The sequence below is a fragment of the Nocardioides panacis genome, from assembly GCF_019039255.1.
GTDB classification, from domain to species: Bacteria; Actinomycetota; Actinomycetes; order Propionibacteriales; family Nocardioidaceae; genus Nocardioides_B; species Nocardioides_B panacis.
In genome coordinates this window covers 1,409,906-1,424,357 of the sequence record NZ_CP077062.1, presented here as the reverse complement: position 1 = coordinate 1,424,357, position 14,452 = coordinate 1,409,906, and the positions used below count along the sequence as shown (strand labels likewise).

Annotated in this window: 16 protein-coding genes and 2 pseudogenes; 8 read left to right on the top strand and 10 right to left on the bottom strand. The window is 73.6% G+C overall.

The genetic code is table 11. From position 1 onward, the window contains the following. Positions 1-22: 22 nt before the first annotated feature. Together KRR39_RS06900 and dut are read right to left on the bottom strand one after the other, a co-directional pair. Positions 23-661, bottom strand: coding sequence for a DUF3710 domain-containing protein (locus KRR39_RS06900; protein ID WP_216941330.1), 639 nt, complete (start codon positions 659-661; stop codon positions 23-25). Next, on the bottom strand, positions 661-1,158 hold the full coding sequence (gene dut, locus KRR39_RS06895) for a dUTP diphosphatase (RefSeq protein ID WP_216941329.1): 498 nt from the start codon (positions 1,156-1,158) through the stop codon (positions 661-663). Before dut ends, KRR39_RS06900 begins: the two co-directional genes overlap by 1 nt. Before the next feature lie 50 nt (positions 1,159-1,208). Here dut and KRR39_RS06890 point away from each other — a divergent pair, with 50 nt between their 5' ends. Together KRR39_RS06890 and KRR39_RS06885 are read left to right on the top strand one after the other, a co-directional pair. Further along, on the top strand, positions 1,209-1,658 hold the full coding sequence (locus KRR39_RS06890; RefSeq protein ID WP_254185560.1) for a DUF3093 domain-containing protein: 450 nt from the start codon (positions 1,209-1,211) through the stop codon (positions 1,656-1,658). Between the two features lie 73 nt (positions 1,659-1,731). After that, entirely contained in the window at positions 1,732-2,019 is a 288-nt protein-coding gene (locus KRR39_RS06885; RefSeq protein WP_216941327.1) for a DUF4235 domain-containing protein, read from the top strand. 73 nt (positions 2,020-2,092) lie between these two features. Here the strand turns inward: KRR39_RS06885 and KRR39_RS06880 are convergent, their stop codons facing one another. From KRR39_RS06880 to KRR39_RS06870, 3 genes are all read right to left on the bottom strand, one after another. After that, positions 2,093-2,383: a DUF4193 domain-containing protein gene (locus tag KRR39_RS06880; RefSeq protein WP_216941326.1), complete on the bottom strand. Its 291-nt coding sequence runs from the start codon at positions 2,381-2,383 to the stop codon at positions 2,093-2,095. Between the two features lie 218 nt (positions 2,384-2,601). Continuing rightward, a complete protein-coding gene (locus tag KRR39_RS06875; protein WP_216941325.1) occupies positions 2,602-3,417 on the bottom strand; it encodes an inositol monophosphatase family protein in 816 nt (271 codons plus the stop codon). A gap of 1 nt (position 3,418) precedes the next feature. Then, a complete protein-coding gene (locus KRR39_RS06870; protein ID WP_216941324.1) occupies positions 3,419-4,507 on the bottom strand; it encodes a ferrochelatase in 1,089 nt (362 codons plus the stop codon). 35 nt (positions 4,508-4,542) lie between these two features. On the opposite strand from KRR39_RS06870, the gene KRR39_RS06865 reads away from it, so the two are divergent. Beyond that, complete coding sequence (locus KRR39_RS06865) at positions 4,543-5,745, top strand: MFS transporter (RefSeq protein ID WP_216941323.1); 1,203 nt, start codon at positions 4,543-4,545, stop codon at positions 5,743-5,745. Here the strand turns inward: KRR39_RS06865 and KRR39_RS06860 are convergent. Continuing rightward, positions 5,696-6,574, bottom strand: coding sequence for an oxygenase MpaB family protein (locus KRR39_RS06860; protein WP_216941322.1), 879 nt, complete (start codon positions 6,572-6,574; stop codon positions 5,696-5,698). The two genes, KRR39_RS06865 and KRR39_RS06860, sit on opposite strands and share 50 nt — an antisense overlap. 31 nt (positions 6,575-6,605) lie before the next feature. Between KRR39_RS06860 and KRR39_RS06855 the strand changes: the two genes are divergently transcribed. Further along, a complete protein-coding gene (locus KRR39_RS06855; RefSeq protein WP_216941321.1) occupies positions 6,606-7,913 on the top strand; it encodes a D-arabinono-1,4-lactone oxidase in 1,308 nt (435 codons plus the stop codon). Next, positions 7,910-8,413, top strand: a complete 504-nt coding sequence (locus KRR39_RS06850; protein WP_216941320.1) for a DUF427 domain-containing protein — start codon at positions 7,910-7,912, stop codon at positions 8,411-8,413. Before KRR39_RS06855 ends, KRR39_RS06850 begins: the two co-directional genes overlap by 4 nt. Positions 8,414-8,417: 4 nt before the next feature. Here KRR39_RS06850 and KRR39_RS06845 read toward each other — a convergent pair whose 3' ends face one another. Together KRR39_RS06845 and KRR39_RS25965 are read right to left on the bottom strand one after the other, a co-directional pair. Next, positions 8,418-8,879 carry a trimeric intracellular cation channel family protein gene (locus KRR39_RS06845; RefSeq protein ID WP_367303710.1) on the bottom strand — a complete coding sequence of 154 codons (462 nt, stop codon included), beginning with the start codon at positions 8,877-8,879 and terminating at the stop codon, positions 8,418-8,420. A gap of 46 nt (positions 8,880-8,925) precedes the next feature. Beyond that, positions 8,926-9,060: pseudogene (locus tag KRR39_RS25965) on the bottom strand (TRIC cation channel family protein); the annotation flags it as partial. Between the two features lie 32 nt (positions 9,061-9,092). Between KRR39_RS25965 and sepH the strand changes: the two are divergent. The 3 genes and pseudogenes from sepH (at position 9,093) to KRR39_RS06830 (ending at position 12,924) form a co-directional block, all read left to right on the top strand. After that, positions 9,093-10,227: pseudogene (sepH, locus tag KRR39_RS25960) on the top strand (septation protein SepH). A 59-nt stretch (positions 10,228-10,286) separates the two neighbouring features. After that, positions 10,287-12,293 carry an SDR family oxidoreductase gene (locus KRR39_RS06835; protein ID WP_216941318.1) on the top strand — a complete coding sequence of 669 codons (2,007 nt, stop codon included), beginning with the start codon at positions 10,287-10,289 and terminating at the stop codon, positions 12,291-12,293. A 106-nt stretch (positions 12,294-12,399) separates the two neighbouring features. Beyond that, the gene (locus KRR39_RS06830; protein WP_216941317.1) at positions 12,400-12,924 is read left to right on the top strand and encodes a hypothetical protein; all 525 of its coding nucleotides are present in this window, start codon (positions 12,400-12,402) and stop codon (positions 12,922-12,924) included. Here KRR39_RS06830 and KRR39_RS25955 read toward each other — a convergent pair. Together KRR39_RS25955 and KRR39_RS06820 are read right to left on the bottom strand one after the other, a co-directional pair. Next, positions 12,861-14,174 carry a rhodanese-like domain-containing protein gene (locus KRR39_RS25955; protein WP_367303709.1) on the bottom strand — a complete coding sequence of 438 codons (1,314 nt, stop codon included), beginning with the start codon at positions 14,172-14,174 and terminating at the stop codon, positions 12,861-12,863. The genes KRR39_RS06830 and KRR39_RS25955 overlap by 64 nt on opposite strands. Positions 14,175-14,234: 60 nt before the next feature. Continuing rightward, positions 14,235-14,390 (bottom strand): hypothetical protein, encoded by a 156-nt coding sequence (locus tag KRR39_RS06820; protein WP_216941316.1) that lies wholly within the window; start codon positions 14,388-14,390, stop codon positions 14,235-14,237. Between the last annotated feature and the right edge of the window lie 62 nt (positions 14,391-14,452).

The following is a 14,452-nucleotide window of genomic DNA, read 5'->3' as shown; positions in this document are numbered from 1 at the left end:
GCGTCCGGTAGAACCCGGACGGTCACGCCCCAGGTTCCATCCGCTGGGCGTTCGGGGGCATCGTCAGGGGCAGCGGGTCACCCGGCGGGACCGGGGTGCTGCCGCGCACGACGACCACGGCACGGAGCGCGGCCTCGACGTCGCCGTCCTCCTGGTGCTCGACCGCGGGACGGCCGAACAGGGTGGCGCGGAGCAGCCAGCGCGGGCCGGGGATGCCGATGACCTTGGAGGTCTGCTGCACGGGCTGGCCGTCGTCGCGGGCGACGGTGAGGTTCACCACCACCTCGGTGCCCCAGGCGCCCTCGGTCTCGCTCGCCGTGCCGCCCATCCGGGCGACCTCGCCGGCCACCTGGCGGCGTACGTCGTCCCAGATGTCCCCGTTGCGGGGGGCGGCGAAGGCGCGCAGCTCGGCGGCGCCGGTCTCGCCGGCCAGGATCACCGCGACCACCTGGCCCGAGGCCTCGTCGACCTGCAGCTGGAGGTCGAGACCGGGGTGCGGGGTGAGCAGCAGGCTGCCGAGGTCGATCCGGTCGGGGTCGTCCTCGGGGACGGTCACCTCGGAGACGTCCCAGGGGCCGTTCGCGCGGGGCCCGGTGCGGGTCTCCTCCGGCGTCTCGGCCGCGTCGGCCGGGGTCTCGCCGGACTTCTTGCGCTTGAACATCAGTGCAGCTCCTCGGTGGCGGCGGCCGGAGTCTCCGAGAAACCGCCGGTCGAACCGTACCCGCCCGCGCCGCGTGCGGAGCCGGGGAGGCGCTCCACCTCGACGAAGCGCGCCTTCTCCACCTGCTGCACCACCAGCTGGGCCACCCGGTCGCCCCGGGCCAGGTCGACGGCCTCCCGCGGGTCCAGGTTGACCAGCAGCACCTTGATCTCGCCGCGGTAGCCGGCGTCGACGGTGCCCGGGGCGTTCACGATCGAGATCCCGAACCGGGCCGCCAGCCCGGAGCGTGGGTGCACCAGGGCGACGTACCCGTCCGGGAGCGCGATCGCGACGCCGGTCGGCACGAGCGCCCGCTCCCCCGGCTCGAGGTGCACGTCGACGGTGGTCACCAGGTCGGCGCCGGCGTCACCGGGGTGCGCGTAGGCCGGGACCGGGACGTCCGGGTCGGTGCGGGTGATCAGGACCTCGACGCGTGCGTCCGTGCTCCGTGCGGGCATGCGTCGACCCTATCGACCGCCGCTGGTGCCCCTGGTGCCAGGATGTGCGCGTGTATGACGAGCGGCTCGGCGTCCCGTTGCGGTGGTGGGCGCTCGCCACGATGTTCCTGGCCTCGATGCTGCTGGCGTTCCTGGTCGCCACCCCCGCCTGGGTCGCGCTGTCCGGTACGGCGGTCCTGTCGGCGGCCCTGCTGGGCGGCTTCTGGAGCTACGGCAAGGCCCGGGTCACCGTGCGCGACGGGATGCTGACCGCGGGGCGGGCCCGGATCTCCGTCGAGCACGTCGGGGCGGTCGAGGCGCTGGACGCCGACGCGACCCACCGGCTCGCCGGGCGGGACGCGGACGCCCGGGCCTACCTGCTGCTGCGGCCCTACCTGCGCCGCGCGGTCCGGATCGCGATCGTGGACCCGGCCGACCCCACGCCGTACTGGCTGGTGAGCACCCGGCGCCCCACCCGGCTCGCGGCCGCGCTCACGGACGCGACGCGCGCAGCGGGGTAGACCACGCGCTCGGTGGGTACGGGTGCCACGACGACGACCGGCAGACTGGTCGGAACCTATGAAGGAGACACAGATGGCTTCGGGCTCGAAGGTCTGGACGCTGTTCGGCCTCGCCGCGACCGTGGGGGCCACCATGGTCGCCCGGAAGGCGATGACCGCGACGTGGAAGCTCTCGACGGGCAAGGAGCCGCCGAGCAACCCCGAGCACCCCGACGTGTCGATGGCCGAGGCGGCCACCTGGGCCGTGGCCAGCGGCGTCGCGGTGGGGCTCGCCCGGATGCTGGCCACCCGCAAGGCGGCCTCCTACTACCGGCGCTCCACCGGGCACCTCCCCGCGAACCTGGAGGACGTCTCGGTCTGACACGGGCCGGGGCAGGAACGACCGAGGCCGGGATCCCGCGAGGGGTCCCGGCCTTTCGTCGTCTGGGGTGCGCTCAGGCGCAGTCCCGGCAGATCAGCTTCTTGGGGTCTGCGAGCTGGCTGCGGTGGTGCACGAGGAAGCAGCTCATGCAGGTGAACTCGTCGTCCTGCCGCGGCCGGACCTCGACCGCGAGCTCCTCGTGCGAGAGGTCGGCTCCCGGGAGCTCGAACGACTCGGCCGCCTCGGCCTCGTCCTCGTCGACCTTGCCGGAGTTCTTGTCGTGCCGTCGGGCCTTGAGCTCTTCGAGGCTCTCTTCGTTCTGGTCTTCCTCGTTCTTGCGAGGAGCGTCGTAGTCAGTTGCCATGGTGCGTTCTCCTGCCCCCCCTGTGTCGCCCGAGTGTGTGCTCGTGGGCCGGTGGTCGTGTCATGTGTGCGCGAGGCGGATTGTGCACCATCGGAAGCCCGCTGTGCACGGCCGTTCCGGATGATGTCGCCGGAGTCACAGCCGGCGGCCCTCCCGGACGCGGCACCCATGCGCCGCGCAGGGTGGTCAACGGGCCGGGTGCCCCCGCTATTCCCGGCTCAGCCCCGGTCGCCGGGAGCGAGGAAACCGGCGCGTTTCACGAGGTCGAGGAACTCTTCGAAGCCGTGCGCCGGGGCGCTCACGAAGCACGGGTTGCCGCCCACGCCGGGGTGCTCCTCGAGCCGGGCGCCGGCCTCGGTGGCGACCAGTCCACCCGCCGCCATGTCCCACACGTTGAGACCCTCCTCGACGTAGGCGTCGACCCGTCCGCAGGCCACCGAGCACAGGTCCAGGGCGGCCGAGCCCATCCGTCGTACGTCGCGGACCTCGTGGAGCAGCGCCGAGACCGCCACCGTCTGCTTGATCTTGACGTCGGCGACGTAGTTGAAGCCGGTGCCGACCAGCCGCTGCGCGAGCTCGGGGGACGGCCCCCGTCCGACGTCGAGGCGGACGCCGTCCTGGTAGGAGCCGCCGCCCCTGGTCGCGGTGAACCGCTCGCCGCTCTCGACGTTGACCACCACCCCGACCACCGGGACCCCGTCGAGCGCCGCGGCGATGGAGACCGAGTAGTGCGGGATGCCGTAGAGGAAGTTCACCGTGCCGTCGATCGGGTCGACGATCCAGGTGACGCCGCTGGTCGACTCGGCGCTGGCGCCCTCCTCGCCGAGGAACCCGTCCGCGGGGCGGGCGCCCATCAGCCGGGCGAAGATCAGCTCCTCGGCCGCCCGGTCCATCTCGGTGACGATGTCGACGGGGCTGGACTTGGTGGCCGCCACCTCGACGCCCTCGCGGCGTCGGGCGCGGACCATCTCGGCGGTCTCGACGGCGACCGCGACCGCGAGCTCGAGCAGGTCGTCGTAGTCCGTGTCCGGCATGTCAGGCCTGCCCGCACAGGGCAGGCTTGTCGCCGCGCTGGTTCGGGCAGCAGCCCACGGGGCACCGGTCCCACGACGGGGCGAGCGCGCCGACGCTCTCGCGACGCACCTCCTCGCCGCGCTCGACGGCCGCGCGCTCGAGCAGCAGGTCCCGGACCATCGCCACGAAGCGCGGGTCGACGCCCGCCGTGGCCGCCCGGGCGAACTCGACGCCGGCCTTCTCGGCGGTCGCCTGCGCCTCGGTGTCGAGGTCGTAGATGACCTCCATGTGGTCCGAGACGAAGCCGATCGGGACGACCACCACCCCGCCGACGCCCTGCCGGGCGAGCTCCTCGATCCGGTCGTTGATGTCCGGCTCGAGCCACGGGACGTGCGGCGGCCCGGAGCGCGAGCAGAACACCAGCTCGGTGGCGTAGCGGTGCCCGGTCTCCTGGCGGACCCGCTCCCCCACCTCGTCCACCACGGCGCGGTGCTGGGCGACGTACGCGCCACCCTCGGGCCCGGCGGTGTCGTTCATCGACTCGGGGATCGAGTGCGTGACGAACAGGACGTGCGCGTCGCGACGGGCGGCGTCGCCGAGCCCGGCCAGCGCGGAGAGCGTCGCGTCGACCATCGGCTCCACGAAGCCCGGGTGGTTGAAGTAGTGCCGGAGCCGGTCGAGCTCGGGAGCGCCCTCGCCCACGGTCGCGACCGCCTCGGCGAGGTTCTCGCGGTACTGCCGGCACCCGGAGTACGACGAGTAGGCGCTCGTCACCAGGCAGGCGGCCCGCTTGATGCCGTCGTCCTTCATGCGCTGCAGCGTGTCGGCGAGGTAGGGGTCCCAGTTGCGGTTGCCCCAGTAGACGGGCAGGTCGACCCCGGTGGACCGGAAGTCCTCCTCCACCGCGGAGATGAACGCCCGGTTCTGGTCGTTGATCGGGCTGCGGCCGCCGAACCCGTAGTAGTGCTCGCCGACCTCGACGAGCCGCTCGCGCGGGATGCCACGACCCCGTGTCACGTTCTCCAGGAAGGGCAGCACGTCGTCGGGCTTCTCCGGCCCACCGAAGGAGACCAGCAGCAGCGCGTCGTACGGAGCGGTGTCGAGGGGCATGGGCCAATCGTAGGCACCCTAGGATCAGCCCCCTGATGTTCACGACCTACCGCCGGGTGCTGGCACTGCCGGGAGCCCTCGTCTTCTCGATGAGCGGACTCGTCGCCCGGCTGCCGATCTCGATGGTCAGCCTCGGGATCGTCCTGCTCGTGTCCACCCGGACCGGCTCCTACTCGCTGGCCGGCACCGTCTCGGCGGCGTACCTCATCGCGAACGCCCTGTTCGCGGTGCTGCAGGCCCGGCTGATCGACCGGTTCGGGCAGCGCCGGGTGCTGCCGCCGGCCGTCGTGGCGTTCGCGGTGGGCATGACCGGGCTGATGACCACCGTCGAGCTCGACGTCCGGGCCCCGTGGCCGCACCTGTGCGCCGCGCTGTCCGGGGCCGCGATGCCGCAGATCGGGTCCTGCATCCGGGCCCGCTGGTCGCACCTGGTGCCGGACAAGGCCGGCCTGCACACCGCGTTCGCCTTCGAGGCGGTCGTGGACGAGACGGTGTTCATCCTCGGGCCGGCGCTGGTCACCGTGCTGGCGACCACCGTGCACCCGCTCGCCGGACTGACCAGCGCGATCGTCGCGACGGTGCTCGGCACCGCCGTGCTGGTCAGCCAGCGGCGCACCGAGCCACCGGCGTCCGGAGGCGTGCACCGGCACGCGGCCGGACCGATGCCGTGGCCGGTGCTGGCCCCCCTGATCGCCTGCGCGTTCGCGATGGGCGCCCTGCTCGGCGGCGCCGAGGTCGCGACCGTGGCGCTCTCCGACGAGCTCGGCTCCAAGCCGCTGTCCGGCCTGATGCTGGCGGTCTGGGCGCTCGGCAGCCTGCTGTCCGGCCTGGTCACCGGTGCGCTGCACCTGACCGCGTCGAACGCGTCCCGGTTCCGCTGGGGGATGGTCGCGCTCGGCCTGGTGATGCTGCCGCTGCCGTTCGTGGACGCCTTCGTGCCGCTCGCGCTCTTCCTGTTCCTGTCCGGCTTCGCGATCTCGCCCACCCTGATCGCCGGCTTCGCCTGGATCGAGGAGTCCGTTCCGTCCGGCCGGCTCACCGAGGGCATCGCGCTGTTCACGACCGGGCTGGCCGCCGGGCTCGCCCCCGGTGCGGCGCTCGTCGGCCTGGTCGTGGACGCGTCCGGCGCGTCCGCGAGCTACTGGGTGACGGCCGCTGCCGGTCTGCTCGGGGCGGGGCTGGCCGTGCTCACACGGACGGCCGCGGTGCGACCATCGCCCACCGGATCGTCTTCGTGAGCGCCGAGCCGGTGGTGCGGACCAGCAGCCGCTCGGTGACCGGCAGGTAGGGCAGAAGCAGCTCGCGCCGCGCCCAGACCGGCATCAGGCCGACCGCGGCGGCCGCCAGGCCGCCGTACGGGACGCGCGCGGGGAGCGGCAGCGGCGGGTTCAGCAGCAGGAACCGGGCGGTCTGCCGGGCCGCGGGCGTGCCGGTCAGCTCGGGCCGGAAGTCCCGCAGCTGCTGGCGGAGCTCGGCCTCGCACCGGGGCGGGTCGGTCACGCCGATCGCCTCGGCGACCCGGGCCGCGTCCGCCACGTAGGCGTCGCGGCCCTCGGCGTCGAGCGGGTCCTTGCCGTAGCGCTGGTGCGCGGCCAGGAAGCTGTCGATCTCCGCGACGTGCACCCAGCGCAGCAGGTGCGGGTCGGACGCGGCGTAGGCCCGGCCGTCCGGCGCGGTGCCGACGACCCGCTCGTGCACCGACCGGACCGCGGCCACCATCTTCTCGGCGTCCGCCGCGGTGCCGAACGTCGTCACGGCCAGGAAGTACGACGTCCGCTGGAGCCGTCCCCACGGGTCGCCCTCGAAGCCGGAGTGGTCCATCACGCCGGCCATCGCCAGCGGGTGCAGCGACTGCAGCAGCAGCGCGCGGATGCCGCCGACGAACATCGACGCGTCGCCGTGCACCTGGCGGATCCGGGCGTCCTCCTCGAACCAGCGGGGGCCCACGGCCCCGTGGATGCGGTCCCGGCGGCGGGGTCCCTCGGGGCCGGCGACCCGGGCGAAGAGCTTCTCGCCGAGGCTGGTGCGGAGGTCTCCGAGCGCGGTCGTGACGGGATTCGTGGGCACGTCCCGAGTATGCCCACGTAGTGTTCACCGCATGCTGCGCTGGGAGAGCTGGTCAGGCCTGACGACCGCCCGCCCGGCCCAGGTGCTGTCCCCCGGGAGCACCGCCGAGGTGGTCGACGCGGTCGTCGCCGGCCGTGCCCACGGGCTCACCGTGAAGATGGTCGGGTCGGGCCACTCCTTCACCGACATCGCCCGTGCCGACGGCCTGCTGCTGCGCCCGGACCGGCTCGTCGGGGTGCGCACGGTGGACCGGGACGCGATGACCGTCACCGTGCTGGCGGGCACGCCCCTGCACGTCCTCGACGACCGGCTGCTGGGCCTCGGCCTGGCCCTGCACAACCTCGGCGACATCGACCGGCAGACGGTCGCCGGCGCGATCTCCACCGGCACCCACGGCACCGGCGGCCGGTGGGCGTCGCTCTCGGCCCAGGTGACCGGGTTCGAGGTGGTGACCGCCGACGCCCGCGTCCTGCACGCGCGGCCGGGCGGCACCGCCGAGGAGGTCGAGCTCCTCGAGGCCGGCCGGGTGGGGCTCGGCGCCCTCGGGATCCTCACCGCCGTGACGTTCCGGGTCGAGCCGGCCTTCACGCTGGAGGCCGTCGAGGAGCCGATGCCCTGGGCCCGCTTCGTCGACGGGTTCGACGACCTGGTCGCGGCCAACGAGCACGCCGAGGCGTACTGGTTCCCGCACAGCGACCGGATGCTGACCAAGCGCAACAACCGCACGACGGCCCGCGCGCGGCCGCTGTCACGGACCCGGGCCTACGTCGAGGACGAGCTGCTGGCCAACTCCCTGTTCGGGGCGGTGAACCGGCTCGGCGACCTGGCGCCCCGCACGATCCCGGCGCTGAACCGGGCGTCGTCGCGGGCCCTGACGGCGCGCACCTACAGCGACGTCTCGCACCGGGTGCTGACCTCGTCGCGGCGGGTGCGCTTCCGGGAGATGGAGTACGCCGTGCCCCGGGAGGCCGGCATGGCGGCGCTGACCGAGGCCCGTGCGCTGGTCGAGCAGCGCGGCTGGCGGATCGGCTTCCCGGTGGAGGTCCGGCACGCCCCCGCCGACGACGTCTGGCTGTCCCCGGCGCACGGGCGCGCGACGGTCTACCTCGCCTTCCACACCAACGTCCGCACCGACCACCGGGAGTACTTCGCGGCCGTCGAGCGCGTCCTGCGGGCGTACGACGGACGGCCGCACTGGGGCAAGCTGCACACCCGGACCGCCGCCGACCTGGCCCCGGCCTACCCCCGCTTCGCGGACTTCGTCGCCCTCCGGGACCGGCTCGACCCGGATCGGCTGTTCACCAACGACTACCTGGAGAGGGTGCTGACCCCGTCATGAACCTGAGCCGACCCACCCCCGAGCGTCCCGGTCCCGGGCAGGAGTCCGTGTGGGACTACCCGCGCCCACCGCGGCTCGAGCGCACCACGCACGAGATCGAGGTCGTGCTGGGCGGGCAGGTCATCTCCCGCACCAGCGCCGCGCTCCGGGTCCTGGAGACCAGCCACCCGCCGACGTACTACCTGCCGATGTCGTCGTTCAGCCGCGGCGCGCTGCGGCCGGCGACCGGCGGCTCGATGTGCGAGTGGAAGGGCCGGGCGTCCTACCTCGACCTGGTCGGCGGGGACCGGGTCGCCGAGCAGGCCGGCTGGTTCTACCCCTCACCGACGGCGGCGTTCGCCGCGATCGTCGACCACGTCGCGCCCTACCCCGGGCTGATGGACCGCTGCACGCTCGACGGCGAGGTCGTGTCGGCGCAGCCGGGCGGCTTCTACGGCGGCTGGGTGACCTCGTCGGTGGTCGGCCCCTTCAAGGGCGAGCCCGGGACGATGTTCTGGTGAGTCCTCAGGTGCTGGAGGACACGCTCGCGCGCGGCGCGTTCCAGCCCCGCCGCATCGCCACCACCCGCCAGACGAAGCAGACCAGGGCCGCGGGCAGGGCGACCACCGCGGTCCGCAGCCCGAGCTCGTGCCCGACCACCGCGATGGACGCACCGACCAGCGCCGGCGTCGCGTAGAGGTCGCCGCGGAACACCAGCGGCACCCGGCCGGTCAGCACGTCGCGGAGCATCCCGCCGCCGATCCCGGTCAGCATCCCCATCAGCGCCGCCGGGACCGGGCCCAGCCCGAACGCGACCGCCTTGAGCGCCCCGGTCACGCAGAACAGCGCCAGCCCGGCGGCGTCGAGCACGTTGATGCCCCGTTCCTTGCGGTCCAGCGACGGGTGGAAGAAGAAGGTGACCAGCCCGGCGACCGCCGGCACCAGCAGGTAGCGCCAGTCCGCCAGGGCGGCCGGGGGGCACGGCACCGATCAGCACGTCGCGCAGGAACCCGCCACCGAGACCCGTGACGCCGGCGAGCACCAGCACCGCGAACACGTCCAGCTCCTTGCGGACCCCGACCAGCGCGCCGGTGATCGCGAACACGAAGATGCCGACCAGGTCGAGGACGACGAGCACGGTGCCCGGGTGCGTGATGCTCGACTCCATGCTGGTCAGGGTAGGGCCCGGGCGCGGCCCCGGTGCGGCGCCGTCACCGCGGGGCACCCGAGGAAGTAGGCTCGACCGCACGACCGGGCACCCTCCCGGGCCCATCAGAGACGGAGCAGGCGACCCCATGGAAGGAGCAGGACCTCACGCTCGTGGGGCTGACCGAGGACAAGCAGAAGCTGGTCCTCGTCAGTGACTCGGGCGAGGAGTTCACCCTTCCGGCGGACACCCGGCTCCGGGCCGCTCTCCGCGGCGAGCACGCCCGCCTCGGCCAGTTGGAGATCACCATGGAAAGCGCACTGCGCCCCCGCGACATCCAGGCCCGCATCCGGGCCGGCGAGTCCCCCGAGAACGTCGCGGCCGCCGCCCAGACGAGCCTCGAGAAGATCATGGGCTACGCCACCCCGGTGCTCGCCGAGCGAGCCCACATCGCCGACCGGGCGCAGCGCGCCTCGGTGCGCCGCAAGGCGGGCGAGGGCCCGGCCCGGCTGCTCGGCGACGTGGTCGCGGAGCGGCTCCGCACCCGCAACGTCGACCCCGCGAGCGTGGAGTGGGACTCCTGGCGCCGCGAGGACGGTCGCTGGACGCTGGTCGCCGACTACCGCGCCGGCGAGCGCGCCCGGCACGCCGAGTTCGTGTTCGACGCCCCCCGGTCGCTACGTCGTGGCCGAGGACGACGAGGCCCGCTGGCTCGTCGGCGAGCAGCCGGTCGGCAAGGGCACCCAGCCGCGCGCCGGCGGCGCCGCGCCCCGTCGGCTGTCCGCGGTCGGCGACGACGAGGAGCTGCCGCTGGGCGAGGACGCCATCGGGATGGTCGCCGAGACCCCGCCGGCGCCGGCACCGGCCGCCCGCGCGGAGGCTCCCGCCCCGGCCGCCGAGGAGCCCACCGAGGACCTGAGCGCCACCGCCGCCGCCGTGCGCGGCACCGGGGACGCGGACTGGATCGCCACCCAGGCCAGCGAGCGCCCGGCGCCGGTCGAGCTCGGCAGCGAGTCCGACCCCGACGTCGCGGACGCCCCCGACCGGGCCGGGACCGCCGAGCAGGACGACGCCACGGAGCCGGCGGCGGACGAGCCGGGCACCCCGCGACGTACCGCGAAGAAGAAGAGCCGGGCGTCCGTGCCGAGCTGGGACGAGATCATGTTCGGCGGCGGCAAGCGCGAGTGAGCGACAGCGCCCGGCGTGGCTCTGGCCAACCGGGTTACCTGTCAGTAATGTGATCGGGCATGTCCTACTTCGTGACCGGCGCGACCGGGTTCATCGGCCGGCACCTCGTCCAGGAGCTGCTCGACAACCGGGACGGGGAGATCTTCGTCCTGGTCCGGGCGGGCTCGCGCGACCGGGTCGAGCGGCTGCTGCACTCCTGGGGTGACCCGGCCCGGGTGACCACGGTGACCGGCGACCTCACCAAGCCGGGCCTCGGTGTCGCGAAGCGCTGGGTGCGCGAGCACCGCGGCGGCGTCGACCACTTCTTCCACCTCGCGGCGATCTACGACATGACCGCCCCCGACGAGCTCAACGAGCAGCTCAACGTCGGCGGGACGCGGTCCGCGCTCGACCTGGCCGGCGCCCTCGACGTCGGGGTGTTCCACCAGGTCTCCTCGGTCGCGGCCGCCGGTGACTACCACGGCGTCTTCGACGAGACGATGTTCGACGTCGGCCAGGGGCTGCCGTCCGCCTACCACCGCACCAAGTTCGAGTCCGAGCGGATCGTCCGCGAGGAGAGCCCGGTGCCGTGGCGGGTCTACCGGCCGGCGGTCGTGGTCGGGCACTCCGAGACCGGCGCGATGGACAAGGTCGACGGGCCCTACTACTTCTTCCCGCTGCTCAAGCGGCTGCGCGACACCGTCCCCGGCTGGCTGCCGCTGATGGGCATCGACCTCGGCGACACCAACGTGGTGCCGGTCGACTACGTCGCCAAGGCGATGGACCACCTCGCGCACCGGCCCGACCTCGACGGGCAGGCGTTCCACCTGGTCAACCCGGACCCGCAGCCCACCACCGAGCTGGTCAACACGTTCGCCGCCGCGGCCCGGGCGCCGCGGTTCACGGTGCCCCTGGACCGGCGGGTCACCGGTGTGCTGCCGACCAGCCTGCTCCCCCGTGCCCTGCAGCCCGGTGGGCTGGTCCAGGCGCTGGTCCGCACGGCGCCGGCCCAGCTCCTGCTGCGCGAGACCGTCGGCCGGCTCGGCGTACCCCCGGAGGTGCTCGAGCACGTGTCGTTCCCGACCGTGTTCGCGTCCCGGCGCACCGAGCGGGCGCTGGCCGGGTCCGGGATCTCCTGCCCGGACCTCGAGGGGTACGCCGCCACGCTGTGGACCTACTGGGAGGAGCACCTCGACACCGACACCGCCCGGGACGGCGCGATCACCGACACGCTCCGGGACCGCCGGGTGGTGATCACCGGCGCCTCCTCCGGCATCGGCAAGGTGGTGGCCCTCAAGGTCGCGCAGGCCGGCGGCATCCCGATCCTGGTGGCCCGTGGCAAGGACAAGCTCGAGGAGACCCGGGCCGAGATCGAGGCGCACGGCGGCCGCGCGCACGTCTACGGCTGCGACCTGTCCGACCTCGAGGCGATCGACTCGCTGTGCGAGCAGCTGTGCGCCGAGCACGAGACGATCGACTTCGTGGTGAACAACGCGGGCCGCTCGATCCGCCGCTCGCTGCAGCTCTCCGAGGACCGGTTCCACGACTTCGAGCGCACCATGCAGCTCAACTACTTCGGCGCGATCCGGCTGGTCATGGGGCTGCTGCCGCGGATGCGCGAGCAGCAGCGCGGCCACGTCGTGAACGTCAGCTCGATCGGCGTGCAGACCAACCCGCCCCGGTTCAGCGCGTACGTCGCGTCCAAGGCCGCGCTGGACGCCTGGAGCAACGTGGTCGCCTCCGAGCTGGTCGGCGACGGGATCGGCTTCTCCACGATCCACATGCCGCTGGTGCGGACCCCGATGATCGCGCCGACGAAGATCTACCGGAAGTTCCCCACCATCTCCCCCGCGCAGGCCGCCGACCTGGTGATCGCCGCGATGGTGGACCGGCCGCACGAGGTCAACACCGCGCTGGGCAACCTCGGGGCGGTCGCGCACACGCTCGCCCCCAAGACCACGTTCCGGGTGCTGCACCTGGCCTACCAGGTGTTCCCGGACTCGGCGGCGGCCAGCGGGGGCGCCACCGACGAGACCACTCCCCAGCAGGAACTGCTGGCCAGGCTGTTCAAGGGCGTGCACTGGTAGGGTGCCGCATCATGTTGCACCTGTGTTGTCGCTGTCGCTGACACCAGCCGCCCGGCTGGTGCCCCTCGCCGTTCCCAGCCGCCGCGACAGACGCAGGACTCCGCCCATGACGACACCCCTCACCTTCCGCACCTGGACCGCCGCGCTGTCCGCACGCGGCTGGACCGTGCTCTCCCCCAGCCACGCCGTGCCGGTGCAGCTGTGGCTCCGCTCCGGTGACACCGTGCTGCACCTGCTCGCCCGGGGCACCCGCGTGGTGCTCCGCCGCTACGCCGCCTCCGACCTGACGTCCCTGCTGCTGCGGTCGGCCTGCGACTGCGCCGAGCACCGCACGGCCGGTGCGAGCGCCCGCACGGTGCTCGCCCCCGGGACGCTGCCCCTCGACGAGGTGGTCCTGGACGGGCGGACGACGTTCGGCTGGACGTCGTACGAGGCGGGGCTGCTCGACGTACCGACGGCGGCGGGGGTGCTCGAGTCGCTGCTCGGCCGGATGACAGGAATCGAGGGCCGGGCCCCTGGGAGAACGCCGACCCTCGATACCCGTCCAACGAGCGACCCGGCCCGAGGTCACGGCCCGGTGGCGACCGGTCGGGCGTCGTCGCTGACCCAGCCGCTCCAACTGCCCGGGTAGAGCGCGCCACGGCGGCCCAGCAGGTGCAGCGCGAACAGGTCGTGGGTCGCGGTCACCCCGGAGCCGCAGTAGGCCGCGACCTGGTCGACCCCGTCGGTCACGGCGTACTGCGCGGACAGGTCGTCCACCGACCGGAAGTGGCCGTCCTCGAGGTTCGCCGCGGTGGGCAGGCTGACGGCGCCGGGCACGTGGCCGGCGACCGGGTCCACCGGCTCGACCTCGCCCCGGAAGCGCTCGACCGCCCGCGCGTCGAGCAGCACGCCCTCGCGGGCGACCCGCGCCGCGCCCTCCGCGTCGACGACCGGCAGGTGTCCCGGGTCGGCCCGGAAGTCGCCCGGCACGACGTCGGGCACGTCGGTCCCGACCGCCCCGCCGGACCCGGCCCAGGCCGCCCAGCCGCCGTCGAGCACCCGCACGTCCCGGTGCCCGTGGAAGGTGAGCAGCCACCACGCCCGGGTCGCCGCCATCGACGACCAGTCGTCGTAGACCACGACCGTCCGCCCGGCGCTGACGCCGCAGCGCCGCATCGCCTCGGCGAACCTGTCGGGGTCCGGCAGCGGGTGCCGTCCCCCGTCGTCGACCGGCTCCGCGGGCGGGTCCGCGAGGTCGGTCCCGAGGTCGACGTACACGGCGGTGGGGAGGTGACCCGCGAGGTACTGCTCGAGCCCGTCCGCGCGGCCGAGCTGGTAGCGCACGTCGAGCAGGGTCACGTCCGGCAGGAGGGCGGCCAGCTCGTCGGGACGGATGAGGGAGCGCATGGTCACCATCCTGGCAGCCGGGCCGCCGGCCCCACCGCCCGAGAGCGCCGTTCCGATGACCAGGGCCTCGATCACGTCGACGAGCTCGGCCGGCGGACGTTCGCCGTCGAGCTCGAGGGTCGCGCCTCGCCGCAGCAGCGGCTCCACGGTGTCGACGTACCGTGCGATCTCGACGCGTTGCTCCGGCGTCCCGCCGTAGGGGTTGTTCGTCCGCCCACGCACCCGCTCGACCAGCACGGGAAGCGGCGCGCTCAGCAGCACGACCTCCTCGAAGCGGTCGTAGAAGCGGCCCTGGTTCTCGACCGTGCCCGAGACGACCACGTCAGGCACCGACCCGAGGAGCCGCTGCAGGCGGGGCTCGTCCCAGGTGCCGTCCGCGAGCACCCACCCGTCGTAGTCGGTGTCCACGGTGAGATGTCCACGGCGTCGGAGCTCGTCGAGGACCGTCGTCTTGCCTGTCCCTGACATCCCCGTCACCAGCACCCGCGCCATGGGGAGCACCGTAGTGGCCCGCTGGTCGGGGTCAGGTGCGGCGAAGCGCGTTCCGCGTCGTCAACGGCTCTGCGCCGCGTCGCGGCGCCTGTTCTCCTGGTCGACGGCCACGGCGATGTCGTGGACCAGGCGCGAGTGCCAACGCTCATGCGCAGTCAGGTCGTCGGTCAGGGCGTGGCAGTCGGGACAGGCGCTCGGCTGTACGGGCTGTTCCATGGGATCTCCCCTCCCTTCAGGGCTTCGTTTCCACAGTGGCACGGCCGGTATCGACCGTCCAT